This window comes from Mitsuokella multacida DSM 20544 (genome assembly GCF_000155955.1).
GTDB classification, from domain to species: Bacteria; Bacillota; Negativicutes; order Selenomonadales; family Selenomonadaceae; genus Mitsuokella; species Mitsuokella multacida.
This window is the reverse complement of the sequence record NZ_GG697141.2, coordinates 848533-875169: the sequence shown is the minus strand read 5'-3', so window position 1 is coordinate 875169 and position 26637 is coordinate 848533. Positions and strand designations below refer to the sequence as shown.

The 26637-nt window shown below is 59.3% G+C and carries 22 protein-coding genes and 1 rRNA gene; 19 read left to right on the top strand and 4 right to left on the bottom strand.

Features of this window, described 5'->3' with window-relative positions; all coding sequences use genetic code 11:
• Positions 1-63 precede the first annotated feature (63 nt).
• The 8 genes from rrf (at position 64) to MITSMUL_RS03995 (ending at position 7683) form a co-directional block, all read left to right on the top strand.
• A 5S ribosomal RNA gene (rrf, locus tag MITSMUL_RS04030) occupies positions 64-180 on the top strand.
• Positions 181-298: 118 nt separating this feature from the next.
• Positions 299-1840 (top strand): hypothetical protein, encoded by a 1542-nt coding sequence (locus tag MITSMUL_RS04025; RefSeq protein WP_005840211.1) that lies wholly within the window; start codon positions 299-301, stop codon positions 1838-1840.
• Positions 1841-2022: 182 nt separating this feature from the next.
• Positions 2023-2382: a hypothetical protein gene (locus tag MITSMUL_RS04020; RefSeq protein ID WP_005840207.1), complete on the top strand. Its 360-nt coding sequence runs from the start codon at positions 2023-2025 to the stop codon at positions 2380-2382.
• 218 nt (positions 2383-2600) lie between these two features.
• A complete protein-coding gene (gene ttdA, locus MITSMUL_RS04015) occupies positions 2601-3500 on the top strand; it encodes a L(+)-tartrate dehydratase subunit alpha (RefSeq protein WP_005840203.1) in 900 nt (299 codons plus the stop codon).
• On the top strand, positions 3500-4111 hold the full coding sequence (gene ttdB / locus MITSMUL_RS04010; protein ID WP_005840201.1) for a L(+)-tartrate dehydratase subunit beta: 612 nt from the start codon (positions 3500-3502) through the stop codon (positions 4109-4111). Before ttdA ends, ttdB begins: the two co-directional genes overlap by 1 nt.
• A 122-nt stretch (positions 4112-4233) precedes the next feature.
• Positions 4234-5556, top strand: a complete 1323-nt coding sequence (locus tag MITSMUL_RS04005; protein WP_005840199.1) for a M18 family aminopeptidase — start codon at positions 4234-4236, stop codon at positions 5554-5556.
• 128 nt (positions 5557-5684) lie between these two features.
• Positions 5685-6434, top strand: coding sequence for an esterase family protein (locus tag MITSMUL_RS04000; RefSeq protein WP_005840197.1), 750 nt, complete (start codon positions 5685-5687; stop codon positions 6432-6434).
• A gap of 58 nt (positions 6435-6492) precedes the next feature.
• Positions 6493-7683, top strand: a complete 1191-nt coding sequence (locus MITSMUL_RS03995; protein ID WP_005840195.1) for an ATP-grasp domain-containing protein — start codon at positions 6493-6495, stop codon at positions 7681-7683.
• Between the two features lie 68 nt (positions 7684-7751).
• Here MITSMUL_RS03995 and MITSMUL_RS03990 read toward each other — a convergent pair whose 3' ends face one another.
• From MITSMUL_RS03990 to MITSMUL_RS03980, 3 genes are all read right to left on the bottom strand, one after another.
• Positions 7752-8909 (bottom strand): glycerate kinase family protein, encoded by a 1158-nt coding sequence (locus MITSMUL_RS03990; protein WP_040635435.1) that lies wholly within the window; start codon positions 8907-8909, stop codon positions 7752-7754.
• 55 nt (positions 8910-8964) lie between these two features.
• The gene (locus tag MITSMUL_RS03985; protein ID WP_005840191.1) at positions 8965-10350 is read right to left on the bottom strand and encodes a GntP family permease; all 1386 of its coding nucleotides are present in this window, start codon (positions 10348-10350) and stop codon (positions 8965-8967) included.
• 229 nt (positions 10351-10579) lie between these two features.
• A complete protein-coding gene (locus MITSMUL_RS03980) occupies positions 10580-11719 on the bottom strand; it encodes a CdaR family transcriptional regulator (RefSeq protein WP_005840187.1) in 1140 nt (379 codons plus the stop codon).
• A gap of 268 nt (positions 11720-11987) precedes the next feature.
• Here MITSMUL_RS03980 and pstB point away from each other — a divergent pair, with 268 nt between their 5' ends.
• The 6 genes from pstB (at position 11988) to MITSMUL_RS12075 (ending at position 20008) form a co-directional block, all read left to right on the top strand.
• A complete protein-coding gene (gene pstB, locus MITSMUL_RS03975) occupies positions 11988-12737 on the top strand; it encodes a phosphate ABC transporter ATP-binding protein PstB (RefSeq protein WP_040635433.1) in 750 nt (249 codons plus the stop codon).
• A 1-nt stretch (position 12738) separates the two neighbouring features.
• The gene (phoU, locus tag MITSMUL_RS03970) at positions 12739-13416 is read left to right on the top strand and encodes a phosphate signaling complex protein PhoU (protein WP_005840184.1); all 678 of its coding nucleotides are present in this window, start codon (positions 12739-12741) and stop codon (positions 13414-13416) included.
• A 157-nt stretch (positions 13417-13573) separates the two neighbouring features.
• Positions 13574-14167, top strand: a complete 594-nt coding sequence (locus tag MITSMUL_RS03965) for a nitroreductase (RefSeq protein ID WP_040635431.1) — start codon at positions 13574-13576, stop codon at positions 14165-14167.
• A gap of 19 nt (positions 14168-14186) precedes the next feature.
• On the top strand, positions 14187-14789 hold the full coding sequence (locus tag MITSMUL_RS03960) for a histidine phosphatase family protein (RefSeq protein ID WP_005840180.1): 603 nt from the start codon (positions 14187-14189) through the stop codon (positions 14787-14789).
• A gap of 213 nt (positions 14790-15002) precedes the next feature.
• Positions 15003-15242, top strand: a complete 240-nt coding sequence (locus tag MITSMUL_RS03955; RefSeq protein WP_005840178.1) for a DUF1653 domain-containing protein — start codon at positions 15003-15005, stop codon at positions 15240-15242.
• Positions 15243-15325: 83 nt separating this feature from the next.
• Positions 15326-20008, top strand: a complete 4683-nt coding sequence (locus MITSMUL_RS12075) for an EAL domain-containing protein (protein ID WP_050751633.1) — start codon at positions 15326-15328, stop codon at positions 20006-20008.
• 90 nt (positions 20009-20098) lie between these two features.
• Here MITSMUL_RS12075 and MITSMUL_RS03945 read toward each other — a convergent pair whose 3' ends face one another.
• Positions 20099-21280 carry an MFS transporter gene (locus MITSMUL_RS03945; RefSeq protein WP_005840174.1) on the bottom strand — a complete coding sequence of 394 codons (1182 nt, stop codon included), beginning with the start codon at positions 21278-21280 and terminating at the stop codon, positions 20099-20101.
• A gap of 327 nt (positions 21281-21607) precedes the next feature.
• Between MITSMUL_RS03945 and MITSMUL_RS03940 the strand changes: the two genes are divergently transcribed.
• The 5 genes from MITSMUL_RS03940 (at position 21608) to nhaA (ending at position 26635) form a co-directional block, all read left to right on the top strand.
• A complete protein-coding gene (locus tag MITSMUL_RS03940; RefSeq protein ID WP_272869387.1) occupies positions 21608-22303 on the top strand; it encodes a DUF554 domain-containing protein in 696 nt (231 codons plus the stop codon).
• A gap of 179 nt (positions 22304-22482) precedes the next feature.
• A complete protein-coding gene (locus MITSMUL_RS03935) occupies positions 22483-23355 on the top strand; it encodes a phosphate ABC transporter substrate-binding protein (protein ID WP_040635429.1) in 873 nt (290 codons plus the stop codon).
• Between the two features lie 84 nt (positions 23356-23439).
• Positions 23440-24357: a phosphate ABC transporter permease subunit PstC gene (pstC, locus tag MITSMUL_RS03930; protein ID WP_040635428.1), complete on the top strand. Its 918-nt coding sequence runs from the start codon at positions 23440-23442 to the stop codon at positions 24355-24357.
• 1 nt (position 24358) lies between these two features.
• Complete coding sequence (gene pstA / locus MITSMUL_RS03925; protein WP_005840165.1) at positions 24359-25210, top strand: phosphate ABC transporter permease PstA; 852 nt, start codon at positions 24359-24361, stop codon at positions 25208-25210.
• 225 nt (positions 25211-25435) lie between these two features.
• Positions 25436-26635, top strand: a complete 1200-nt coding sequence (gene nhaA / locus MITSMUL_RS03920) for a Na+/H+ antiporter NhaA (RefSeq protein ID WP_005840163.1) — start codon at positions 25436-25438, stop codon at positions 26633-26635.
• The last annotated feature ends 2 nt before the right edge of the window (positions 26636-26637 follow it).

Here is a 26637-nt window from a genome sequence, read left to right as displayed (position 1 = left end):
TGAAATGTTCGCAAAGTAGTTTCTTCTGTATAGTTTTGAATGTGCAAGCATTCAAATAGAATATCCGGTGATGATGCCTGAATGGTTCCACCTGTTCCCATACCGAACACAGTAGTTAAGCATTCAGAGGCCGAAAGTACTTGTCTGGAGACGGACTGGGAGGATAGGAAGTTGCCGGTTAAGCAAGAGCTCCGCTGAGGCGGAGCTTTTTTTGTGCTCAGAAATCGAATGTGGTATAATGAGAAAGTCATTACGAAAGAACGAAGAACGATTGAAAGAAGATTGAGGGACGACCGTCATGAACAATGTCTATGCACTCGTAGAGCACTTCTATGAAAACAACGTCGATGCAGAACCGATACTTGCCCAGGACTTCTTGGAGAAGTACCTGCGCAAGCACGCTTGGCAGGGTGCAGATGATCGGGCGCTCCAGAGAATCTGGGCAGCTGTCCGCATGCTCATCACGTACATCGAGCAGATGCATCTCTATTCCTTCTCCTCGCTGACGGTCTACGACTATCAGGAAATCCTCTACCGTCTGGCGCAATCGGATGCGGATTTTGAGCTCAGCGAAGCAGACGTCAACTCATTTTTCGATATCGTGGCGGACTTCTATGATTACTACCACACGAAGTACGAGGATGAGGATGAGCTCGTCTATCTGCAGGATGCTCGCGCCTCTGTCTACGAAAATGGCAAGTTCACCATGCCGCCGCGCCGCTCGCAGGATGAGTTCTACAGCTCGCTGAATCATCAAGAGAACGTCACGGAAGAGGATGTCGACAAGCTCAATGCGATGCTCGATGACCTTCTGCATCGCGTCGGCACGTATTTCCACGGCAAGGCGTTCCTGCGCGATATGAACCGCGCGTTGCTGCTCTATTCGGGCCCGGAGTATGTGAATGTTCCTGAGGAAGGGAGCCTGACGGCAGAGCAGGAGGCGTACTGGCTGAGTTTTTGGGATTACTTCCTGTTCGATTACCACATGATTGAGACGGACGAGATTCCCCTGCGCTACTTCTTCCAACACGAGAAGGCAAGGCTGACAATCACGGAGCAGGACATCATCCGCGACCTGCTGCAGGCGAAATTCACCGTCTTCTATGTCGAGGGTGTCCAGGATGACTTTGTGACCTGCTGCAACCTCTTCACGGATGAGCGCATCGACCTGCCGGACCCGGATTGGATGTTCCCCGATGCCGAGCACATGATCTTCTTCGGCCATCTTCATGCGCGCGGTGTCATGATGCTCAACTATGTGACGTCGCTGCCGGCCAGCGACAAGCTGCGCCGCCGCATGAAAGACATCATCCTGCGCCAGCTCGATTTCTTCCGCTGTCAGAAGCCCGATGCGACACTCGATGACTTTTTCCAGCGCGATGCCGTGGCCGTTCGCCACACGCTCAACATCATGGCGAACTTTGCGCAGCTCAACGTCGTGCCGTTGCGCAAGGCACCGAAGCCCCTGCCGGTCAACCTCGACATCCGCAGGAGCTTCGAGGCAGAAGAACAGGTCCTGCGTGAAGTCGCGCTCAAGATGGGCTTCAGCGTCTTCTCGACCCAGCTCATCTGCAAGCTTTTCGAGGACTACATATCCGTGGCCGATCCCGCTTCGTACCCGGAGGAGATGCCAGCCATCGTGACGGCCTGCCTGCTCTGCTACGGCACAATCAACGGCCTCGACTTCGAGAACATCCCTGAGCTCTACGATATCTTCGGTGCCGACCACGAAGATATCCGCCGCCACATCGCAGCTCTGCGCCAGCGTCTCCACTGCACGCGCTTCGACCCGCGCTATCTCACGGAAGAGGGTACCGTCTCCTCACTCTATCTGAGCTGATGAGGAGGGAATCTGTATGGTTTTAGCGAATTTTTTATATATCGTTTATATCGCATCTATATAGCATCGGGGCAGGGGGAATCGTTCCGGGAATGACAGGAAAATGACAGGAAACAGACATGCCGTTGTAGACCGGCGAGATAAATCGATGACACAAGAATATGTAGAGAAAGAGGTGCATTATGCAGGAACGTGAGAATCAGACAGGTGAGTCAGCAGAAGAACCGCGCGTGCGGGTGATGTCGGAGGATGAAGCGCGGGATTATCAGGGTGTGACAATCGAGGAGCGTAAGGATAGCGGCGAGCAGCACGTTGAGGAGCCGCATGACCGCTATGGCCGTGACGATGACTTGCGCGGCAGCGGCATCCGCATTCACACATTCAGCACCGCGGGCTCTATGAGTTGGTTGACAAAGGCAGCGCTCGTCGTCGGCGGCGCAGCCGTCGTGGCCTTCCTGATTTTCGTGGCAGTACCGGTCCTCTTCGTGGCCGCAGGCATCGGCGTGGCGGCCTGGCTCCTGCTGCGCTTTATCAGAGGATGACAAGGCTCGTGATACCCTGTTCCATGATGGACAGGGTATTTTTTATCGCAATATAGTATCGCAATATATAGGATATAGCCTATGTTATATATAGTGATATTGGTATTAGACCTATAGAGATGAGACGGCTATAATAAAGATTAAGAAGGCAAGGACAACGAATGCCGTCACTCTGGCGGAAGTTGTTGAAAAACGGTTGAAAGATTGGAGCGGTGACGATGCAAAGAGAAGAAGCCGTAAGGCACATGACGGACATCATGGCAAAATTCGTGGCTTTTACGGGCAAGCGGCTGCCGGATGATGTACGCGCAAAGATTGAGGAGCTCGCCAAACAGGAAGAGGAACCTTTGGCGAAGGCCATCTACCAGACGATGGAGCGCAACCAGGAGCTCGCATTGAAGCTTAACCGTCCGAGCTGCCAGGACACGGGTGCGCTGCAGTTCTTCATCAAGTGCGGCACGGCATTCCCGTACATGGCGGAGCTGCCGGACCTGCTGCGCGAGGCTGTCGTGCAGGCGACAAAGGACGCACCGCTGCGCCACAATGCTGTCGAGACGTTCGACGAGTACAACACGGGCAAGAACGTGGCCAAGGGCATCCCGTCCATCTTCTGGGACATCGCACCGGGCCGCGATGACTGCGAGATTTACACCTACATGGCAGGCGGCGGCTGCTCGCTGCCGGGCCATGCGAAGGTCCTGATGCCGGGCGAGGGCTATGAAGGCGTGACGAAATTCGTGCTCGACGTCATGACGAGCTACGGCCTCAATGCCTGCCCGCCGTTGCTCGTCGGTGTCGGCATCGGCACGTCGGTCGAGGTCGCGGCATTGCAGTCGAAGAAAGCGCTTATGCGCCGCATTGGCTCGCACAACCCCAACCCGAAGGCGGCGAAAATGGAACAGCTCTTAGAGGACGGCATCAACGCCATCGGCCTTGGTCCACAGGGCCTGCGCGGCAAGAACTCCGTGCTCGGCGTCAATATCGAGAACAGCGCGCGCCATCCGTCGGTCATCGGCGTCGCGGTCAATGTCGGCTGCTGGTCGCACCGCCGCGGGCACATCGTCTTTGACAAGGAACTCAACTACACGATCGATTCGCATTCGGAGGTGGATTTCTGATGGCTAAGAAAGTACTCACGACGCCAATCAGCGCAGCAGATCTCGAGGACATCCATGTTGGCGATGTCATTTACTTGACGGGCGAGCTCACGACTTGCCGCGATGTCGCGCATCGCCGCGTCATCGAAGAAGGCAGGAAGCTCCCCGTCGACATCCGCGACGGCGCCATCCTGCACGCTGGCCCGATCATCCGCCCGCGCGGCGAGGATGACTACGAGATGGTCACGGTCGGTCCGACGACTTCGATGCGCATGGAGAAGTTCGAAGAGGCCTTCATCAAGGAGACGGGCGTCCGCCTGATTATCGGTAAAGGCGGCATGGGCGCTGGCACGATGCGCGGCTGCCGCGACAACAAGGCCCTGCACTGCGTCTTCCCAGCTGGCTGTGCTGTCGTAGCGGCCACCTGTGTCGAGAAGATCCTCTCGGCCAACTGGAAGGACCTCGGTATGCCGGAGACGCTCTGGACCTGCAAGGTCAAGGAATTCGGCCCGCTGATTGTCTCGATCGACACGCATGGCCACAACCTCTTCGAGGAGAACAAGGTCATCTTCAACGAGCGCAAGGACAAGGTCTACGAGGAGATCGCCAAGCAGGTCGGCTTCATCAAATAAAGCAGAATAGAATCGGCAAATAATGCTTTGCGGAGCAGCTTCCCAGCCCCCCTTATCGTATCGGGCATCGGGCAGCTGCTCTTTTTGCTGCCTTGATGCCGACAAATGGCAGGGGTGCTATAATGGAGAAGAATATCCATGAAAGAAGAGGAGTGATTATCTTGGATTTTCTTTCATTTTTGCAGCGGGCGGTCTCACCGTTCCATGCGGTGCAGGCAGGCGCGGAGCTGCTGCACGAGGCGGGCTTTGTGGAGCTCGACCCGCGGGAGGCCTGGCATCTGCAGCCGGGCAAATCGTATCTCGTGCGCGTCTTTGACTCGACGCTCGTGGCCTTCCGCATCGGAGAGGACCCGCGCGCGCACCTGCACATCGCGACGGCGCACACGGACTTCCCGTGCCTGCGTGTCAAGCCATCAGCGGTCATCGCAGCGAAGGGCTATGGCACGCTCAACGTCGAGGTCTACGGCGGCATGATAAGGAGTTCGTGGCTCGACCGGCCGCTGTCGCTTGCGGGCAAGGTCGTGCTCGCGGGCGCAGACCCGTACACGCCGGAGGTGCACCTCGTCGACATCGGCAGGCCGCTTCTGACGATACCGCATCTTGCCATCCACATGAACCGCAAGGTCAACGAAGGGGAGACGCTCAACCCACAGAAGGACATGCTGCCGCTCTTCACGATGCTCGGCATGTCTGGCTCGGATGACAGCAAGAGCGCGCACGATGCGGTCCTCGATTTCCTCGCGGACGAATGCCATCTCGAACGCGGGCGCATCCTCTCGTACGAGCTCACGGCCTATCCGACGGATGCGCCGTGCCGCTTCGGCGCAAAGAACGAATTCCTCTCGGCCTCGCGGCTCGACAACATGACCTCGGTCTACGCCTGCCTCGAGGGCCTGCTGCATGGCGAAAGCCAGAACGGCATCCAGTGCATCGCGCTGTTCGACAACGAGGAAGTCGGCAGCTGCACGAAGCAGGGCGCGGATTCCTTCGCGCTGCCGAACATCCTCATGCGGCTCTACAGCTCGCTCGGCTACGGGCAGGATGCGTACTTTGCAGACCTTGCGCATGGCTTCCTGCTCTCGCTCGATGTCGCGCACGCGCTGCATCCCAATGCGCCCGAGAAGGCGGACCCAACGAATGCGCCGCGGCTCGGCGGCGGCGTGACGATCAAGGCGGCCTGCAGCCAGGCGTACGCGGGCGATGCGGAGGCCATCGCGGTGACGAAGGCGCTCTGCAAGGCGCACGCGATCCCATACCAGATGTTCCTCAACCGCTCGGACATCCGCGGCGGCTCGACACTCGGCTCGATGCTCACGGCCAACATGCCGATGCGCGCGATGGACGTCGGCGCGGCCATCCTCGCGATGCACTCGGCGCGCGAGACGATGGGGGCAGCCGACCAGAAAGCACTCGAGCGCCTCGTCACCGTCTTCTTCAGCCGCTGAGGTGTACTGAATATTCGTAGAAGGAGTACCGTCCCTTGTGGACGGACTTTTTCTAAGGTTGACTTTTTTATGTAATGTTGTTAAACTAAGAAACTATAAATGTGAAATGAAAATAGGACGTGATACTTATGAAGCGAGAATATAGATCCTGGTACAGCGATCGCTTGCAGCGCGAGATGAACATCCGCGTCTATGGCCACGCGGGCACGCCGCTTCTCATCCTGCCGACGCAGGATTCGATGTGCGACAACTTCGAGAACTTCGGCATGATTGACACGGTGGCGCCGGAGATCGAGGCGGGCAAGATCCAGCTCTTCGCCGTCGACACGGTGGACCGTGAGACCTGGTCGAACGTCTGGGGCGACAAGGGCTGGCGCGCCGCGCGTCAGGAGGATTACTACAATTACCTCATCGAGGAAGTCCTGCCGTTCATCCGCACGGAGAATGGCACGGGCCGTCTGCCCATTGCCATCGGCTGCAGCCTCGGCGGCCTGCACGCGGCCATCGTATTCTTCCGCCGCCCGGATCTCTTTGGGGGCATGATGTCCCTCTCGGGCGTCTACGATGCGAAGTTCTTCTTCGACGGCTGGGAGGACGGGACGCTCTACCAGAACTCGCCCGTCGACTTCCTCGCGAACCTGCCGGAGGACCATCCGTACATCTCCCTCTACAACCAGAAGAAGATCGTGCTCTGCGTCGGCCAGGGCCGCTGGGAGGACGAGGGGCGCCGCACGACGGCCATCATGCGCGACATCTTCGCGGGCAAGGGCATTCATGCCTGGGTGGACTTCTGGGGCTACGATGTCGACCACGACTGGTGCTGGTGGAAGAAGCAGCTGCGCTATTTCCTGCCGTACGTCCTCGGTGAGCAGGGCTGATGGCAGTAGAGGTATAGAATAATCTTGAACCTGTGAAAGAGAAAGGAATCTTGTAGGAATGAACTTTATCTTTATCTCGCCGCATTTCCCGAAACATTACTGGAATTTCTGTGACCGCCTCAAGAAGAACGGCGTCAATGTACTCGGCATTGGCGACAGCCCCTACGATGCGCTCTCAGACGAACTCAAGAATGCGCTGACGGAGTACTACTACCTGCCGCATCTCGACGACTACGAGCAGATGGTGCGGGCTGTGGGCTTCTTCACGTTCAAATACGGCAAGATTGACTGGATTGAGTCGAACAACGAATTCTGGCTCGAGCAGGACGCGCGCCTGCGCACGGATTTCCACGTGACGACGGGCGAGCAGTACGACCACATTGACCGCATCAAGAACAAGTCGGCCATGAAGGCGTACTACGCCAAGGCGGGGGTGCCGACGGCGCGCCTGCACAAGGTCACGACGTTTGAGGCAGGCCGTGACTTCGCGCACATGGTCGGCTACCCGGTCATCGTCAAGCCGGACAACGGCGTCGGCGCCTGCGATACCTACAAGCTTCACAGCGACGATGAGCTCGCGTACTTCTACGCGACGAAGCCGCAGTCTGTGCCGTACGTCATGGAGGAATTCATCAACGGCCAGATCTTCTCCTACGATGCGATCCTCGATTCGCACTCTGAGCCGCTCTTCGAGTCGACGACGGCCTGGCCGCCATCCATCATGGACATTGTGCTCAAGCAGCTCGATCTCGCCTACTACACGGCCGCTGACGTACCAGAGGCGCTTCGCCGCGCTGGTCGTGCGACGGTCAAGGCGTTTGGCGTGCGCAGCCGCTTCGTGCATCTCGAGTTCTTCTGCCTCGCCGAGGACAAGGAAGGCCTTGGCAAGAAGGGCGATTTCGTCGGCCTTGAGGTCAACATGCGCCCAGCGGGCGGCTACACGCCGGACATGATGAACTACGCGCACTCGACGGATGTCTACCAGATTTGGGCCGACATGGTCACGACGGACCGCCGCATCCTGCCGGACTCCGGCCAGCACTGCTACTGCGTCTACGCCGGCCGCCGCGACTGCTACCGCTACGTGCACAGCCATGAAGAGGTCATGCAGCGCTATGGCAAGGACATGGTCATGTGCGAGCGCATGCCGGAGATGATGGTCCCACAGATGGGCAACCAGATGTACACGGTCAAGCTGCCGAGCCAGCAGGCGACGGAAGAATTCATCCACTTCGTCCAGGACCGCTGAGCAACGAGAAAACTCCCGTCCGCAAGAACGTCTTGCGGGCGGGAGCTTTTTTGGTTTATAGTGGTTCGTCAGGCTGAAATCCCTGCGGCCTTGTGGATCAGGTGCATGACCTGCTGGATGGTCTGGCGGAGATTCCGCTCGGCAGTCGCGCGGTCCATGGCCTCAGAGAGGGTCATGGGCGCATGCAGGATGGGGAAGTACGCGTCGATGCCGTGCGCATTGACGCGTTCTGCTTCAGGCGTGGCTGAGCCGCAGAGCGCCAACGTCAGGCAGTGCGGCTGGCATGCCTTAGCAAGCTGTGCCACACCGGCCGGCGCTTTGCCCATGGCGGTCTGCTGATCCATGCGTCCCTCACCCGTGACCAGCACGTCAGCCTTGGCCAAGGACTTATCGATGCCGATGGCAGAGAGGATGAGGTCGATGCCGGGGGTCAGCCTGCCGTTCAGGAAGACGTGGAAGGCAAAGCCGAGACCGCCTGCGGCACCGGCACCTGGCATGTCTTGGCCTGCCGTGCCGCAGGCTTCTTCGGCCAACGCAGCAAAGTGATGGATGTCGCCATCCATGCGCGCGACAATCGCTTCCGTCGCGCCCTTCTGGGGGCCGAAGACGCGCGAGCATCCCGCAGGCCCGCAGAGCGGATTCGTGACGTCGCAGGCAATCTCGAAGGTGCAGTCTGCGAGACGAGTGTCGGCAGCTGTGCCATCGATTGCCGCGACGGCGGCAAGACTTCCGCCCAAGATGCCTGCCGGGCTTCCATCTGCCTTCTGGAAGCGGAACCCGAGCGCCGTGAGCATGCCGAGGCCGCAGTCATTCGTCGCACTGCCGCCGATGCCGATGATGAAGCGGCGGCAGCCGTCATCGAGGGCCGCGCGGATGAGTTCACCGAGTCCGTACGTCGTGGTGTGGAGTGGATTGCGCTTCTCCGGTGGCACGAGTGTGAGCCCCGAGGCATCCGCCATCTCGATGACCGCCGTCTTTGTATCGGGCAGCAGGCCATAGCGGCTCTCAATCTTGGTGCCCAGCGGTCCCGTCACAGTGACGGGGACGATGCGGCCGTGCAGGCCCTGCACCATGGCATCCACCGTTCCTTCGCCACCATCGGCCAGGGGGAATACCGCGACATCATCCTCTGGATAGACATCCAGGATGGTCTTCCGCAGAAGCCTGCCGGAATCCATGGAGGAGATGCATCCTTTGAATGAGTCGATTGCAATGACGATGTTCATATCGATCCTTCTTTCGGGTAAATTTTTCTGGAGCTTGCGTGTCATGTGCAGGAGATCAGAGCAGTACGAGCGAGGCCAGGAAGATAGCTGCCATCGAGACGATGCCGACGATGAACGTCATCATGGTCTGCGTGCGGTAGCCGTCCTGCGGGTCCATGCCTGTGAAGTTCGTGACAACCCAGAAATAGCTGTCGTTGGCATGCGATACCGTCATAGCACCAGCACCGATGGCCATGACGGTCAGCAGAGCGGCCATTTCCGTATTGAGACCCAGTGCGGTCATCATGGAGGCTGAATCCGAGAACATGCCCATGATGCCGGCAGTCGTCGTGATCGCGACAGTCGAGGAGCCCTGTGCCGTCTTGAGGATGGCTGAAATCAGGAAGGGGAAGAAGATGCCGACGCTGGCGAGAAAGTCGGCATTGGCTTTCATGAATTCCACGAAGCCTGCGGCCGTGATGACCTTGCCGAGCACGCCGCCGGCTGCCGTGATGAAGAGGATTGGGCCGACGGTCTTCATGGTCTGGTCTGTGACATCGTAGAAATCTTTCATCTTGCCCGTGGAGGCCAACAGGTAGACTGCCAGGATGAGGCCGACGGTCAGAGCGATGATCGGAGTGCCGAGAAATTTGATGCCAGTTGCCATGACGCCCTGCATCCCAGCCATCGTGACGATGGAACCCAAGGCCATGAGGAGAATCGGGATGACGATGGGGGCGAAGGATGCGGCCGCACCTGGCAGCTGGCCGAAGCTTCTGACGAGCTCATCGTAGTCCTTTTCGGCAAGGGCATTCTCTTCGTTCGTCTCCTTGACGGAGATGTTCTTCTTGGCGATGTGGAGCGAGAAGAGATAGGCAGCCAAGAGTGCTGGGATTGAAGCGCAGATACCGACGAGAATGACGGCGGCGAGATTGTCGGCGACGCCGAGCGAGCCCGCTGCTGCAATTGGCCCTGGCGTCGGCGGGATGAAGACGTGCGACGTGTAGAGGCCGCCAGAGAGCGCGACGGCCATACCTACAGGACTGATTCCCTTGATCTTCTTGCAGATGGCCTTGCGGATTGGATTCAGGATGACGAAACCGCTGTCGCAGAAGACCGGGATGGAGACAATCCATCCCATGAGCATCATGGCGAGCTGTGGATGCTTCTCGCCGACACAACGGATGACGACATCGGCCAAGCGGATGGCGGCCCCCGTGTGTTCCAGGATCAGGCCAATCAGGGCGCCGAGGATGATGACGATGCCGATGCTGGCAAACGTGCCAGAGAAGCCAGCCCCGATGATGCCCGGGATTTTGGCAAGTGGCAGACCGACGACGATGGCCAGCAGGAGGGAGGTGCCCATCAATGAGAGAAAGGGATGAATCTTCCATTTAGAGATCGCGACGATCATGAGCACGATGGCCAGGAAAAATGTGATGAGAAGTGGGATGCCTGTCATGATAAAACCTCCTTCGATGATAGATGAGAATGGACTTCTTTGACATCTGTGATATATATTTCACATGATTCGATAGGATCCTCTTATAGTATATCATTGGCGAGAGCGGGAAATATATGGTATGCAGAACATATATTTCTTTATATTTATAGTTTACGTACTATTGCAAGACGATATATTCCGAATAGTCAAATGATATAAAACCTTGCATCCATACCGGCACATGCTTTCATGTTGGAAAACCTGCCAGATGGATGTCCTGATAGAAGTAGAGCACGACGTAGAAGACGGCACTGGAGCGCAGCGAACGCGGGTCGTATCCGGTGCGCGCAGCAATCTTTCTCAGATGTTGCTGCAGCGTGTTCTTATGGATGTAGAGCGCGTCGGCTGTGCGGATGATGGACCCATCGTGCTCGAAGAAGCATTCCAAGGTGTGTACGGCATCGGCGAGCTCCAGTGGGGTGTAGCCGTGAAAAATCTTTTTGACATACTCGCGCTTTGCTGTGAGTGGGATCAAGTCGGCAAAGAGCTCCATGTTGATCTCATCGTAGCCCTTGATGTGCACGGTCCCCTTGCGATGGCAGGAGTAGAGCGCTTTGCGTGCCTGCTCGAAGGCCTGGCGGAGCCTCGTGTTGTCGGGAGCGGGGGAGTCGAGGCCGAGGCAGAGCCCTATCCCGTGGCTCTTGGCGTACACGAAAAGCTTCTCGGCGAAGGAGCGGAGCTGTTCTTGCGGGCGGATGTCGGTCAGGAAGACAATCATCTGATTGGTGGAGATGGCGCGGCAGGCTGCATCGATGCGCTGCGCTTCCATCTCGAGCTGCGAGAACACCTCGTTGTGGCGTTCGGGTGAGACGGGGCTGTCGAGATCTGCTACGACGATGCGGCGCGGCACGCTGAGGTCGATATCGAGCAGGCGCGCGCGCTCAATCTGCTCTTTCGAGAGAAAGGTCTCGCTGTGCTCCAGGAGTTCCTGCAGGAAGAGGTGGCGCTGGTACTGCAGGTGTGTCTGCATCCGCTGGTATTCCTGTTCGTGGACGAGCAGCTCCGTCATCTTGCGGATGACATTGGCAATCGGCAGGATGCTCTCATATGAGCCCGTGATGCCCAGAACGCCAATGGGGACGCCCTCTACCTGCAGCATGAAATTCGTGCCCGGCCGTGTGCCGGGGTACTCGTTTTCCCGATAGATGCGCAGCTCGTCGAGGTTTTCCCGTATGACGCGAGCTGCTCCACCGTGGAAGGTATGGATTCTCTCTGGGTCTGTGCTGGCGATGATGATGCCATCTTTATTCATCAGATTGATCTTTTGCGGCAGGACCGTATTGATTTCATGGACGATCGCCCTGGCTTGCTGTACGCGAAGTTCCATCAATTATATGCTCCTTTCTAGGATGGATGAGAAGGTCTGGAAGAGAAGGTGGGGCAGGCAGCCCGCATACCCTCTTGATTGTACCGCGGGATTCCCCGTTCATGCAAGTGATGAGGAGGCGGCGGCCCTAGAGCGTCAGAACATCTTTTTACATAGAATTTACATAGCCACAACAAAGCCGCTCTGGGGAACAGGTACAATGATATTGTTCAGAAATGAAATATCAGGCAGCCCGCAGGGATGCTTTTGTTTTGGGAGGAACTCGCATATGAAAATGCAGGCACAGCACCTCAATCTCTATTACGGGACGCATCAGGCCCTGTTTGATGTCTCGCTTGAGGTGCCGGAAAATAAGGTCGTCGCACTCATCGGCCCCTCGGGCTGTGGCAAGTCCACGTTCTTGCGCACGCTCAACCGCATGAATGATCTCATCGACGGCGTTCAGATCGACGGCAAGATCACGCTCGATGACCGGGACATCTACGACAAGGACGTGGACCTCGTCAACCTGCGCAAGCGCGTGGGCATGGTCTTCCAGCGTCCAAACCCGTTCCCGATGTCCATCTACGACAATGTCGCCTATGGCTGCCGTGTGCATGGGCTGACGGACAAGAAGCGCCTCGACGAGATTGTCGAGAAGAGCCTGCGCGGTGCCGCACTCTGGGATGAGGTCAAGGACCGCCTCGACGCCTCGGCAATGGGCATGTCGGGCGGCCAGCAGCAGCGCCTCTGCATCGCGCGCGTCATGGCCGTCGAGCCGGAAGTCGTCCTGATGGACGAGCCGTGCTCCGCACTCGACCCGATCTCGACGATGAAGATCGAGGAGCTCGTGCAGGAGATCAAGAAGGAGTACACGATCGTCATGGTCACGCACAACATGCAGCAGGCCGCGCGTGTCTCCGACTACACGGCCTTCTTCCTCAACGGCAAGCTCATCGAGCACGACACGACGGACGTCATCTTCACGAAGCCGCACGATAAGAAGACGGAAGATTACATCACAGGGAGGTTCGGCTGATATGGAACGCCAGACAAGACAGGAATACATCCACGACCTCGAGGTCGTGCAGGAGCTCGTCGCCACGATGGGCGACAAGGCCCTTACAAACGTCGAACAGTCGATGAAGGCGCTTCTCGAGGACGATGCCGTCCTTGCGAAGAAGGTCATGAAGGCCGACGACGCCATCGACGACATGATCATCGACGTCGAGGACAAGTGCATCCTCCTGATTGCCAAGCAGCAGCCAATCGCGCATGACCTGCGCGTCATCGCGACTGGCTTCAAGATCTCGACGGATATCGAGCGCATCGGCGATCACGCCTTCGATATCGCGAAGACAGCCGCTTCTGTCAAGGAGCCGCTCAATCCGGACTGCAAGCGCTGGATCGAGGAGCTCGGCAATTGCGCCGCCTCCATGGTGCGCCGCGCGGTCAAGGCCTATCGCGACAGGAGCGTGCAGGAGGCCGATGAGGTCCGCAAGATGGACAAGCAGATGGACGATGTGTTTGAGCACACGTTTTACGCGCTGTCGGACTTCGTCACGAAAGAGGGCGCGCGCCAGAAGGGTGCGACGCAGCTGCTCTTCATCGCACGCTTCCTCGAGCGCATCGGCGACCACGCCGTCAACATCGCCGAGTGGGTCATCTACCTCGAGACGGCCGAGCGCATCCATCAGAAGAAGAACCGCCTGATCTGATCGGGCTTTCAGGGCCTCCGTGCTTTCGAGCATGGAGGCCTTTTGCGTGCGCGGAGAAGAAAGCAGGGATAAGCAGGGATTCCGATGCCCTTTGTCGAAAATTACCATGATATGAGTGAGATACCTGTTTTTTGAGATAGAAAAGGAGTGCAACACCATGGATGTTTTTTCTTGCATTGCCACGCGCCACAGCACGCGCAAATTCAAAGAGGAGCCTGTGCCGCAGGAGCTGCTCGATAAGGTCATCGAGGCGGGCCGCCAGGCCCCGAGCGGCAAGCACAAGAACCAGAACCACTTCCTCGTGATCCGCAAGCAGGAAACCATGCAGGAGCTCGCCGCGCTCGTGCAGCAGGAGTTCGCGAAGATGGAGGTCACGCCTGAGAACGACGACAACTTCGGCGGTGCCATCCGCGCCTCGAAGAAGGGCAGCTACACCTTCCTATACAATCCCGCCGCCTTCATCATCGTGGCCAACAAGAAGGACTACGGCAACAACTTTGCGGACGCGTCGTGCGCCATGCAGAACATGATGCTCGCGGCCAACGCTCTGGGCCTCGGCTCGTGCTGGATCAACCAGCTGCGCTGGCTGCAGGGCAATCCCGTCCTCACGGCGTACCTGCAGGAGCTCGGCATGAAGGAGGACGAGGCCGTCTATGCCTCGCTGAGCCTCGGCTATCCTGACACCCAAGATGGCCTGCCGAACCGCCGCATCGTGCCGGTCACGGGCAATCCGGTCACCTATGTCGATTGAGTACAGCAGGGGATAAGAAATGCATACGAAGTTCAAAATGCTCCTGCTCGTGCGCCACGGGCAGAGCACGGGCAATGTCGACCTGCCGACGCAGGACCATGCGAGTATCCCGCTGACGGCGCTCGGGGAGGAGCAGGCAAAAAGGCTCAGCACGCGCATCGATGCGCGGCCCGACCTCATCGTCACGTCCTCCTTCCGCCGCGCCCAGCAGACGGCCGAGCCGCTCCGTGAGCGGTTCCCCGATGTGCCCGTCGAGGTCTGGCCGGAGACGGCGGAGTTCACCTATCTCTCGCCGGAGCGCTGCCGCGGCACGCGGCGCACTGAGCGTTTGCCCTGGGTCAGGGCTTACTGGCAGAGGCAGGACCCGGATTACTGCGACGGCGCGGGTGCCGAATCGTTCCATGCGCTCGTCGCGCGCGCAAGACTCGTCCTGCAGCGCATCGAAGAGCGGCCGGAGGAGACGATCGTGCTCTTCTCGCACGGCCAGTTCATCAGCTGCCTCTTGGACATCGCGCGCCATTCCTATGCCACAGATGACGAGCGCATGGCCATCTTCCGCAGCCTGCCCGAGCTCGACAACACGGGGCTCATCTACCTGCTTCTGCCGGAGCGGGACGGATAGAAAGGCGGGCATAATATATTTGAAAGAAATTGAACAGATTCTGATTGCAAAATGTTTTTCTTTTCGGTATAATGAAGAAAAATTCAAGAGGCAGTGAAGTCCTGCTTGCAAGATGTGCAAGACGTTCGAAACGGTGGAAGCAAGAGTGCCGGGCCTTTGGGCCCGGCATTTTTGCTGCCATGTGGGCGGCACTGCCCCGAGTGAGGAGATAGCATGACAAGAGAACTTCCGAAACATGGCGAGATCTGGCGGCACTTCAAGAACCATCTCTACGAGATCATCGAGTGCCCCGTCATCCACACCGAGACGAATGAGCGCATGGTCTGTTATCGCGCGCTTTACGGCGATTACATGGTCTACGTGCGGCCGCTCCTGATGTTCATGAGTGAGGTCGACCGTCAGAAGTACCCCGATGCCACGCAGACGTACCGGTTCGAGCGGGTCGAGCGCTGAAGGGGCAGCGAGCGATGGGCGGCCGGGATGATGGCGATAGATGACAGAGATAAGTACATAGATAGGGATTTGGGGGAGTGGCTATGAAGTGTGACGATGATACCTGCTGCTATGAAGAGGTGCCTGGTGCAGTATGCCTGATGCGGGCGGATGGCTCGGAGCATATCGTGCAGTACAACAGCATGATGCTCTCCCTGTTCCAGTGCGAGACGCGCGAAGACTTCATTCACCTGACGGGCGGAATCTTGCGCGGCATGGTGCTGGCAGACCATTATCCCGCAGTGTCGGAGCAGCTGGCGCGCTGGCAGAAGGAGCGCGCGAGAGGCCTGCACTACCTGACCTTCGAGATCCTCACGGGCAAATCCCATGTGCGCCGCATCGATGCCAACATCCGCCTCATCGAGCGGGAGGGAGAGCTCTACTGGTCCTGCTACCTCGCTGACGCTGGCCTGCGCCGTCTGACACTTGACGAGGACAAGGTGGGACTCCTGACGCGCGAGGGCTTTTTCAAAGAGGCGCTGAACCAGGCAAAGCACGACAAGGAGCAGAAGCGCTTCGGCACGCACTGCCCCGTCTACTTCAACATCACGAACTTCAAGCTCTACAATGCCAATCGTGGCTATGCGGCAGGCGATGATCTGCTCAGGCACATGGCCTTCGTGCTGCGTGAGTCCCTGCCCGGGGCCATCCTCGCGCATCTGTCGGCGGACTCTTTTTTGGCACTGGCTCCCGTCGAGCGCCTCACGGTGCGCGTCGAACAGGTCTGCCGCCAGATGAACCGCTTCATCGCGATGCCGGGCGTCACGGTCAAGGCGGGCCTGCGCTTTTACCGCCCAAAGGACAAGTCGCCTGTCACAGCGGCGTTCGACCAGGCGAAGATGGCCTGCGACGAGGCCAAGAAGGACGCGAAGCGCAGCTGGGTCATCTACCGCGAGGAGATGGGCGAGCGGCTGCAGATGCGCAACTACGTCCTGACGCATTTCGCCGAGGCCATGCGGAAGGGGCATATCAAGGTCTACCTGCAACCCTGCATGCGCCTGCTGACGGGCAAGCTCTGCAACGTCGAAGCGCTGATGCGCTGGGAGGACCCGCAGCACGGCATGATCTCGCCCGCCATCGTCATCCCCGTACTCGAGGAGTCGGGGCTCATCCACGAGCTCGACGCCTTCATGATCCGCAGCGTAGTGCGGCTGCTCCACTACCAGCAGGAGAACGGCCTGCCGCTCGTGCCGGTCTCTGTCAACCTGTCGTCGCTCGACTTCGTCAAGATGGACCCGTTCGCCATCGCCGAGGAGGTGACGGAGCGCTACGGTATTGCGCATGATTACCTCCACTTTGAGCTGACGGAGACGTCCGTCGTGCGCGATGAGGGCATCCTCTTCCAAGCAATCCAGAAGTTCCACCGTGCGGGCTACCATGTCTGGCTCGACGATTTCGGCAGCGGCTACTCGTCGCTCAACGTGCTCAAGGATTACCCGTTCGACCTGCTGAAGATCGACATGGCCTTCCTGAAGACCTTCAACAAGAAGAGCCGGGACATCATTCTCTCAATCGTCCGCATGGCCAAGAAGATCGGCATCCACACCTTAGCTGAGGGCGTCGAGACGGAGGAGCAGATGCGCTTCCTGCGCGCCATCGGCTGTGAGCGCATCCAGGGCTATTACTATGGCCGGCCGATGCAGCCGGAGAAGCTGCACGATGCATTGGAGAAGCAGCAGTATCAGCGTGAGACGCGCGCCGAAGCGCAGCTCTACAACACGATTGGGCTCACGGACATCCCTGCGCACGCATCCATCGCGCTGTTTACCTTTGATGGGGAAAATCCCGCGCTCTTGATGGGCAACAGCCGCTTCTGGACGCACTCATCCGAGATCGGCATCCGCGACCAGGAGCAGGTCAATCACTGCCTGCGCGTGCCCAATCACCCGTTCCGCGTGCGCTTCCTGAATCTCATGAAGCGGGTGGACATGACGCATGGCGAGCAGTCCATGACCTTCTCGGAGCAGGGGCACTATGTGCGCGTCATGATGAGCAGGCTGGGCGCGAGCCGGAAGCTCGTCATCTATCAGGCGCAGTTCGATGACATCACGATGGAGCGGGCGTACGATGAGAGAGAGCATCGCTTTGACCAGATCATGCGCAACCTCTGTCTGCTCTACCAGCATGTCTTTTTCTTGCATGCGCAGCAGGACACGTGTGAAGTGCTCGTCGGCACGCATAGCTGGCCCGGCAGTGATGCGGCGGGGAGCGGGAACATCGGCGATTTCTTCAAGGATTATGCTGAGGCGATGGTCTATCCGGCCGACAGGGCCCGCTTTCTCGCCTACATCGACATGCACGCCATCCGCGCGGCGCTGCTCGAGAGCGGGCAGATGACCTTCTCGAACTGCTTCCGCATCCGCCAGGCGGAAGGCAGCTACGCCTGGATGCGCTTCGATGTGGTACCGCTCTACCTGCGCGATCCGGGGGAATACCTCGTCTGCGTCCAGCCGCTCATCATCGAGACACAGCCGGGAGCGCGGGACTGCATCAAAGCGGTGGCCGATGCCTACGGTCTCTTTGCGGCACCGGACCTGTCGGCGAAGATGGAGCGCGACGCGCTGCTCTGGCGCAGCTTCATCGCCTATGACAAGGCCTGTGTTTTCTGGAAGGACCGCGAGCAGCGCTTCCTCGGTGCCAACGAGGCGTTCCTTGACTTCTTCGGCTTCCACGATGAAGCCGACATCGTCGGCCGGACGGACCACGAACTCGGCCTGCACATCGTCGACCCAGCCGTTCGGCAGGCAGGAGAGCGACTGCTTCAGGACGGCCGGCCGCAGTACCGGGACTTCGGCGAGTGCATCGCGCAGGGCGGCCCGCGCGCCATCTATTCCAATCGCTTCCCACTCTATCGCGCGGGAAAGGTGGAGGGAATCATCGGCCGCTTCTGGGAGTTCGGACACGACCTTGACGATTACCGCGACGCCGTCATCGACAAGGAGACGGGCTACACCAATTACCGCGGCATGCTCATGGCGGGCATCGAGTTCATGGACAATTACCTGAAGAACGGCGAGGATTTCACGGCCGTCTACTTCTATGTGCCAGCCCTCGAGTCGGCCGCGCGCTCGTACGGCGAGGCGTTCCGCCGCGAGTTGCTGCAGCGCCTGGCCGAGGAGGTCCACGCCGCCATCGTGCCAGGCAGCGTCCTCGCACACATCGGCTCAGGCCGTTTCCTCTGCTTCCACAAGCTCATCCATGAGCAGCGGCTGCGCGACCGGCTGCTGCGCCTCGCGAATGCCATCCACAACATCCACAGCGTGCGCGGCTGTCCCTGCACGCTCTACCTGCAGTACGCCGTGGGCTACGGCTCGGAGACGAAGAGCATCGAAGGCCTTTTGCAGCTGCTTGTCGAGCGCGGCGAGGCCGCGCGCAAGGACCATCTTGGCGAGTCCATCTACATCGGTGATCGCATTGCCTTTGACCGCGAGAAGTTCGACCACATGAACGAGCGTGTCTACATGTGCGACCCGGAGACGTACGACCTCGTCTACATCAATCAGGCTATCTACCGCGACTTTCACCTGCCGGAGGACTTCTCATGTGCGGGCAAGAAGTGCTATGAAGTCATCGTCGGCGGTAAGGAGCCATGCGAGTTCTGCACGAACCACCTGTTGCGCCGCGACAAGTTCTACATGTGGACCTACCACAACGCGCTCTCGGGCCTCGACTATTTGCTGCGCGACACGCTCGTGCCCTGGCGCGGCAAGAATTACCGCTTCTCGATGTCCATCAATCTCAGCGAATACCTCGACCGCGACATCGAGCGCAATGAGCTCATCTACCGCGAAGCATCCATCAACGATGCGCTGGCCATCGCCCTGCGCGAGGAAGACCCGTCGAAGAGCATCCAGAAGATGCTCTGGAAGATCGGTTCGGAGCTCAATGCCGACCGCATCTCCATCTTCGAGCGCGGTGAGGAGCAGGGGACGGTCAGCAACACCTACGAATGGTGCCGCAACGGCGTCGAGCCGATGAGGGCGAAGATGCAGCGCGTGCCGCTCACCCCGTGCTTTCTCTACGATACGTTCCGCGAGCAGCACATCGTGCGGATTCCCGACTACGAGGCGTATCTCGCTGCGAACCCGCATCTCGAGCACTATCTGCCAGACATCCGACGCTTCATCGCCGTGCCGCTCAAGATCTCCGACAAGATCATCGGGCACGTCCAGATCGTCAACCCGAAGGAGCAGGTCTTCCAGGCCTCGAGCTATCTCATGATGACGCTGAGCCGCTTTATCGCCATCATGATTCGCAACCGCGATGCCGCGCGAGAACTCGAGCGCATGAGCCAGCGCGACCAGATGACGGGGCTGTTGAACCGTCGCGGCCTCAGCAATTACTTCATGGACCTGCCAAAGGGCATCCCGTGTGCCTTCTTCTTCGGCGACGTCAACGGCCTCAAGCGCATGAACGACGAGCACGGCCACAAAGCGGGCGATGCCCTCATCAAGACGGTGGCAGACATCATGCTGCAGGCACAGCGCCAGGCTGGCAAGGGCCATGTCTTCCGCATGGGCGGCGACGAATTCCTCATGATTGTCGAGCAGCTTGACGAGACACATGTCGAGGAAGTCCAGCAGTCCCTGCGCGAGGCCTTCCACACGCATCACGTCAGCGTCGCGCTCGGCGCCCTCGTCAGCATGACGCCGATACCCGACATGGATGCCATCATCACCAAGGTCGACCGAGAGATGTACAAGGACAAGGGAAAGAAAAAGCGCTGAAAAAACGCCTGCCCGTCATGGCATGATTACAGGACTGCATGACGAGCAGGCGTTTTCGTTTTATCTTTTGGTTGCCGTTGGGCGGAGAGGTCAGCGGCTGGCCATCTTCTGGATGGCCGGCAGATAGAAGGCGAACAGGTAGAGGACGGCAAACGAGGCGATGGCTGCGCCGAAGAAGCCGATGTTCGGGAGCGCGCCGTCAGCCGCGAGATAGCCGCTGAGGAAGGTGCCGCTGCCGATGCCGACGTTGAAGATGCCCGAGAAGATCGACATGGCGACTGGCGCGTCCGTGCGCGAGCAGCCGCGGATGAGCTCTGCCTGCATCGCGACGTTGAACATCGTCGAGATCGTGCCGAGCAGCATGCAGCAGGCCAGTATCGTCGGCGTGAAGGCGGCCGCGGGCAGGAAGACAAGCAGGGCGATGAAGAGCCCGATGACGCCGCTGCGCAGCACGAGGCAGCGGTGCAGGCCGTAGAGGCGCGAGAACAGCACGCTGCCGAGGAAGCCGCAGAGCCCGAGCACCATGAGCGTCCAGGTGATGGACATCGGCGCGAAGCCAGCGACCGTCGCGAGGAACGGCTCGATGAAACTGTACGTCGTGAAGTACGCCGTCGCGAAGAGCAGCGACAGGATGAAGATGCCGCGCGTCAGAGGATTGTGGAAGAGCGTGGGCAGCTCGCGCAGCGAGAACGGTTCCTGCTTTGAGAGTGGCGGGAAGACGCGCCAGAGGAAGACGAGCGCGAGGAAGGCGATGACGGCGAGCGAGAGGAACGTCATGCGCCAACCGAGCGCCAGGCCGACGACGCGCCCGAGCGGCAGGCCGAAGATCATGGCAATCGAGGAGCCCGTCGCGATCATCGAGAGAGCGAACGGCTGGCGCACCTGCGTGACGAGGCGCGTGGCGAGCGGCCCCGCAATCGACCAGAAGATGGAGTGGGCGCAGGCGACCGCGATGCGCGCACCCATGAGCATCGGGAAGTTCACCGCGAAGGCAGAGCCGAGCTGCCCGAGCATGAAGAGGCCGATCGTCAGGAGCAGCAGGCGGCGCAGCTCCATGCGGCAGGCCACCAGCATCAACGGCAGCGAGAGCAAGCCGACCATCCAGGCATAGACCGTGATCATGATGCCCGTCTGCGCAGGCGTCATCGCAAAAGAAGCGGCGATGTCCGAGAGCAGGCCAATCGGCATGAACTCAGACGTATTGAATACAAAAGCGGACGTAGCCAGGCCGAAGAGCGGCAGGGCGTACTTCCACGGGATAGGTGGCAGCATGACAGCATCCTTTCTTGATTTGCTTGATTCATAGATGTATAGATTGATGATGGTTCGCAATCATAAGAACGACAATTCCTTATCCTAGAGTATCGCCTTCCCCTTGTCAAGCCACAGCAGGCGCAGAATTTGTTTTTTCAGGAAAGTGTCATCTGTACCGCGCAGAAACTGAGATGCGGATGAATCTTTGATGAAGTAAAAGTAAAAGAGCGAGGCGGGTTTCATGAAGCATTGCTGTCGTATGCTATAATGAATCTGTTCTTGATTTCATTTTTTGTTTTGTTCGTTCAGAAGGGCGGGGATTTCTTGTTTCCAGGAATCGGTATCTTGGCAAATGTGTTGGGGATTGTCGGCGGCGGCCTCTTGGGGCTCGGCTGCGGGCGGCTGATATCGGAGCGATTCCAGAAGACGCTCATGATGGCCTGTGCCGTGGCCGTCATGTTCCTCGGCCTGACGGGGACGGTCAAGGAGATGCTGGAGGTCGGTGCTGACGGGAAGGTCCTGCTCGTCGGCACGAACTGCATGCTCGCGAGCCTCATCGGCGGCGCGCTGCTCGGCGAGGCCATCGACCTCGAGGATAAGATGGAGCGCTTCGGCATCTGGCTGCGGCGCAGGACGGGCAGCAGCGGCGACACGCGTTTCGTCGACGGCTTCGTCACCGCGTCCCTGACGGTCTGCATCGGCGCGATGGCCGTCATCGGCTCCATCAACGACCGCCTGCTCAGCGACCCGTCCGTCCTGTTTGCCAAGACCGTGCTCGACGCCGTCATCGTCATGATCATGACCTCGACGCTCGGCAAGGGCTGCATCTTCTCCGCGCTCTCCGTCGGCATCTTCCAGGGGACCATCTTCCTGCTGGCCGGCTTCCTCGAGCCCGTCATGACGCCCGCCGCCCTCAAGAGCCTCAGCGCCGTCGGCAACATCCTGATCTTCTGCGTCGGCACAAACCTCTTCGGCCTGCCGCACGTGCGCGTCGCCAATCTCCTGCCCGCACTCGTCATCGCCGTCATTTGGGTGCTCTGACAACCATCAAGCCGCCTCCGGGCGGCTTTTTTGTTGCGCAGATGGCATTTGGATTTAACAAAAGCGTAACATGGAGACAACAAACGGCCGCCGGTTCTTTGCTACGATATAGGAGAACGATGAAGGGAGCCGAAGGGCTCCAAGGTTCCAATCAGCAAATGATTTGGGGAGGAAATAATATGTTCAACAAGATGAAGAAACTTCTTTCCGTCGGCGCTGTAGTCGCGAGTGCGGCAGTCCTGCTGACGGGGTGCGGCGGCAGCCAGCAGGCAGCCAGCTCTTCTGGGAGCGCTGCACAGGAAATCTCCGGCAAGATCTCGGCTTCGGGCTCGACGGCCCTGCTGCCGCTCTTGAAGCCGGCTCAGGAAGCATTCCAAGATAAGTACGAGAAGGTCACGGTCAATGTTGCAGGCGGCGGCTCCTTCACGGGCATGAACCAGGTCGCTGAGGGTTCCGTCCAGATCGGTAACTCGGATGTCAACCTGCCGGACGAGTACAAGGACAAAGGACTCGTTGACCACAAGGTTGTCGTTGAGCCGTTCGTCTTCATCGTCGACAAGGCCAACAAGGTCGACAACCTCACGAAGCAGCAGGTCATCGACATCCTGACGGGCAAGATCACGAGCTGGAAGGAAGTCGGCGGCGATGACCAGCCGATCACGCTGATCCACCGTGCAAAGTCCTCGGGTTCGCGCGCTACGATTGCGGATGTTGTCCTCAAGGGCGCTTCCTTCACGGATAACGCCGTCATCCAGGATTCCAACGGTGCGGTCCGTGCCGCTATCGCCAGCACGCCGGGTTCCATCGGCTATGTCGATGCACCGTATGCCGATGACTCTGTCAAGGTCCTGAAGTTCGACGGTGTCGAGTATTCCCCGCAGAACATCATCGATGGCAAGTATCCGATCTACGGCTACGGCCACATGTACACGAAGGGCGAGCCGACGGGTGCTGTCAAGGCCTTCATCGACTACATCCTCAGCGATGAGTTCCAGAACACGCAGGTAGAGAAACTCGGCTTCATCCCGGTCAACAAGATGCCGCAGAAGTAATCAGAAGCAATAACGGAACAAACAGTAAAAGGGTAGGATGATGCAGGACGGATGTCCTGCATCACGTTTATACAGGAGGTTTTTATGGAACGGGCAGCAACAATCGGCCGCCTCGATGGCAAACAGTCGGGCGGCGGTCATGAGCGCAGGCTATTCTACGACAAGTGCGGGCGGTATCTCTTCATTGCGGCTGCCTTTCTCATGACGATCATCATCTTCTCGATCATCTTCTTTGTCGGCAAGCAGGGCCTCATGACTTTCGCGGAGGTCAGCCCGCTGGAGTTCTTCTTCAGCGCGAGCTGGGATCCTTCGCTCGGTAAGTTTGGTGCACTCTCATTCATCGTCGGCTCGCTGGTGACGACAATCCTCTCCGTTCTCATCGGCGCGCCGCTCGGCCTGCTCGGCGCCATCTTCCTCGCGAAGGTCGCACCGAGCTGGCTCAAGAACATCATGCGTCCGGCGACGGACCTCTACGTCGCCATCCCGTCGGTCGTCTATGGCTACATCGGCCTGACGCTGCTCGTGCCGTACCTGCGCGATGCGCTCGGCGCGACGACGGGCTTCGGCGTGCTCGCGGCTTCGCTCGTGCTCGCCATCATGATCATGCCGACGATCCTCTCCATCAGCACGGATGCGCTCAATGCCGTGCCGAAGCCGCTGGAGGAGGCGAGCCTCGCGCTCGGCGCAACGTGGTGGCAGACGATGGTCCACGTCATCGTGCCAGCCGCAGCGCCTGGCATCCTGACGGCTGTCGTGCTCGCGATGGCGCGCGCGATCGGCGAGACGATGGCGGTGCAGATGCTCATCGGCAACACGCCGCAGATCGTCACGTCGCTGCTCTCACCGACCGCAACGCTGACGAGTAACATTGTCGTCGAGATGGGCAATACGCCGTTCGGCTCGGTCTGGGGCAACGCACTGTTCCTCATGGCCTTCGTACTGCTCTTGATCTCGCTCGCCATGATCCTGGTCATCCGCCGCTTCGGCACGAGGAGGGTATAATATGAACACGAAAGTACAGAATCAACTTGCGAGGACATGCCTCTGGCTCGTGGGATTCTTCATCCTCGGCCTGCTCGCTGCCTTCCTCGGCTATCTTCTCTACAAGGGCCTGCCGGTCCTCTCGCCGCACTTCATCCTCGGCAAGTCGAGCGACATAATGGCGGGCGGTGGCGTCGGCTCGCAGCTCTTCAACTCGTTCTACATGCTCTTCCTCTCGATGGCTATCTCCATCCCTATCGCGCTCGGCGCTGGCATCTACCTCGCGGAGTACGCGCGGGAGAACAAGCTGACGAAGTGCATCCGCCTCTCGGTCGAGAGCCTCGCGACGGTGCCGTCCATCGTACTCGGCCTGTTCGGCATGATCATCTTCGTCAACATGATGAACATGGGCTTCTCCATCCTCGGCGGCTCCCTGACGCTCGTCCTCCTGAACCTGCCGATGCTCGTGCGCGTGACGGAGGAATCCATCCGCACGGTGCCGAAGTCGTATGAAGAGGCAAGCCTCGCACTCGGTGCGACGAAGCTCCAGACGATCTTCAAGGTCGTGCTGCCGAGCGCCATGCCGGGCATCATCACGGGCATCACGCTGACGGCGGGCCGCGCACTCGGCGAGACGGCCATCCTGATCTTCACGGCAGGCACGACGGTATCGCGCCACATGTTCGACACGGACGTCATGGCAGGCGGCGAGACGCTGGCTGTCCACCTCTGGTACCTCATGAGTACGGGCCTCGTGCCGGACCGCGATGCCATCGCCAATGGTATCGGCGCCCTGCTGATCCTCGTGATCCTCGTCTTCAACTTTGTCCTGCTGCTGCCGGTCAAGCTGCTCAGCCACAAAACGAAAGCATGATTCCAAAGCATCACGAACCTCTGCCTCCTGCCGGTCCGGCTTTTCCGGGCCGCGGGGAGCACCTTCGTGGTGCTTTTTGTGATACAGTTCCTTTTCTTTCTCAGATTTCTATGGTAGAGTAAGAATAAGGACTCTGCATGCTGTGGCAGAGCCCTGACATCATGCTACCAAAGAAATTGAAACAAGAAGCAAGAGAAATGAACAAGAAAAGGAAGTGATGGAATCATGAAAGAGACAATCAAATCCATGCAGGGGCTTGCGGAGCCTTTCCTCGCGTTCCTGCGCTGGGAAGCGAGCAGCGGCGTCATCCTGCTCGCCTGTGCCATCCTCGCACTCATCGTGGCGAATTCGCCGCTATCGGAATCGTACGAGCATCTGCTGCACTACCCGATTGCCGTCGGGGCAGGGGAGTACGTGCTCGAGATGGGGCTGCTGCACTGGATCAACGACGGTCTCATGGCCGTGTTCTTCTTCGTCATCGGCCTCGAGATCAAGCGCGAATTCCTCTACGGGGAGCTGCGCACGTATTCAGCGATGCTTCTGCCTGTCGGCGCGGCGCTCGGCGGCATGCTCGTGCCGGCCATCTTCTACGCGGCCATCAACTACGGCCAGCCGACGTTCGGCGGCTGGGGCATCCCGATGGCGACGGACATCGCCTTCGCGCTCGGCATTATGACCATCGCCGCGCGCCAGGCGCCGCTCGGTCTCGTCGTCTTCCTGACGGCGCTCGCCATCGTCGATGACCTCGGCGCCATCGTCGTCATCGCGCTGTTCTACAACACGGACCTCACGGTGTCGGCGCTCTTCCTAGGGCTCGCGGCAGTGGCGGCGGCCTTCGTGCTCGGCCGCTTCCGCGTGCGTTTCCTGCCGGCCTACATCGCGCTCGGCCTCGTCGCCTGGCTGGCCTTCCTGCAGGCGGGCATCCACCCGACGATTGCGGGCGTGCTGCTCGGCCTCTCCATCCCGGCGGCCGCGGACCCGGAGGCGTCGCTCTTGCATAAGCTCGAGCACGCGCTCGAGCCGTGGTCGGCCTACGCCATCATGCCGATCTTCGCGCTGGCGAATGCCGGTGTTGCCATCTCGCTCGCGACGCTTGACATGACGTCGCCGATTTTCCTCGGCATCCTCGCGGGTCTCTGCCTCGGCAAGCCCATCGGCATCTTCGGCGCGGTCTTCGTGCTCTGCAAGGTCTTCCGTCTGCAGCTGCCGGGCAATGCGACGAAGAGCCAGCTCGCAGCGACGGGCATGCTCGGCGGCATCGGCTTCACGATGTCCATCTTCATCGCCTCGCTGGCCTTCACGGACAGCGCGATGCTCGACCTCGCGAAGATCAGCATCCTCTCGGCGTCCATCCTCTCGGGTCTTTTCGGCACGGCGTTCTTCAAGCTGCAGGCGTGCTTCGGCGGGGCAGGCGAAAAAAAATAAAA

What these genes read in the sequence shown, in the direction of transcription:
- MITSMUL_RS03995 (WP_005840195.1), top strand. Translation starts at nt 6,493, where the DNA reads ATGAACTTTATCTTTATCTCGCCGCATTTCCCGAAACATTACTGGAAT.
- nhaA (WP_005840163.1), top strand. Translation starts at nt 25,436, where the DNA reads ATGAAAGAGACAATCAAATCCATGCAGGGGCTTGCGGAGCCTTTCCTC.
- MITSMUL_RS04005 (WP_005840199.1), top strand. Translation starts at nt 4,234, where the DNA reads ATGGAGAAGAATATCCATGAAAGAAGAGGAGTGATTATCTTGGATTTT.
- MITSMUL_RS04025 (WP_005840211.1), top strand. Translation starts at nt 299, where the DNA reads ATGAACAATGTCTATGCACTCGTAGAGCACTTCTATGAAAACAACGTC.
- ttdB (WP_005840201.1), top strand. Translation starts at nt 3,500, where the DNA reads ATGGCTAAGAAAGTACTCACGACGCCAATCAGCGCAGCAGATCTCGAG.
- MITSMUL_RS03990 (WP_040635435.1), bottom strand. Translation starts at nt 8,909, where the DNA reads ATGAACATCGTCATTGCAATCGACTCATTCAAAGGATGCATCTCCTCC.
- pstB (WP_040635433.1), top strand. Translation starts at nt 11,988, where the DNA reads ATGAAAATGCAGGCACAGCACCTCAATCTCTATTACGGGACGCATCAG.
- MITSMUL_RS03960 (WP_005840180.1), top strand. Translation starts at nt 14,187, where the DNA reads ATGCATACGAAGTTCAAAATGCTCCTGCTCGTGCGCCACGGGCAGAGC.
- MITSMUL_RS03955 (WP_005840178.1), top strand. Translation starts at nt 15,003, where the DNA reads ATGACAAGAGAACTTCCGAAACATGGCGAGATCTGGCGGCACTTCAAG.
- pstC (WP_040635428.1), top strand. Translation starts at nt 23,440, where the DNA reads ATGGAACGGGCAGCAACAATCGGCCGCCTCGATGGCAAACAGTCGGGC.
- MITSMUL_RS04020 (WP_005840207.1), top strand. Translation starts at nt 2,023, where the DNA reads ATGCAGGAACGTGAGAATCAGACAGGTGAGTCAGCAGAAGAACCGCGC.
- MITSMUL_RS03945 (WP_005840174.1), bottom strand. Translation starts at nt 21,280, where the DNA reads ATGCTGCCACCTATCCCGTGGAAGTACGCCCTGCCGCTCTTCGGCCTG.
- MITSMUL_RS03985 (WP_005840191.1), bottom strand. Translation starts at nt 10,350, where the DNA reads ATGACAGGCATCCCACTTCTCATCACATTTTTCCTGGCCATCGTGCTC.
- MITSMUL_RS03935 (WP_040635429.1), top strand. Translation starts at nt 22,483, where the DNA reads ATGTTCAACAAGATGAAGAAACTTCTTTCCGTCGGCGCTGTAGTCGCG.
- MITSMUL_RS04000 (WP_005840197.1), top strand. Translation starts at nt 5,685, where the DNA reads ATGAAGCGAGAATATAGATCCTGGTACAGCGATCGCTTGCAGCGCGAG.
- MITSMUL_RS12075 (WP_050751633.1), top strand. Translation starts at nt 15,326, where the DNA reads ATGAAGTGTGACGATGATACCTGCTGCTATGAAGAGGTGCCTGGTGCA.
- ttdA (WP_005840203.1), top strand. Translation starts at nt 2,601, where the DNA reads ATGCAAAGAGAAGAAGCCGTAAGGCACATGACGGACATCATGGCAAAA.
- MITSMUL_RS03980 (WP_005840187.1), bottom strand. Translation starts at nt 11,719, where the DNA reads ATGGAACTTCGCGTACAGCAAGCCAGGGCGATCGTCCATGAAATCAAT.
- phoU (WP_005840184.1), top strand. Translation starts at nt 12,739, where the DNA reads ATGGAACGCCAGACAAGACAGGAATACATCCACGACCTCGAGGTCGTG.
- MITSMUL_RS03965 (WP_040635431.1), top strand. Translation starts at nt 13,574, where the DNA reads ATGGATGTTTTTTCTTGCATTGCCACGCGCCACAGCACGCGCAAATTC.
- pstA (WP_005840165.1), top strand. Translation starts at nt 24,359, where the DNA reads ATGAACACGAAAGTACAGAATCAACTTGCGAGGACATGCCTCTGGCTC.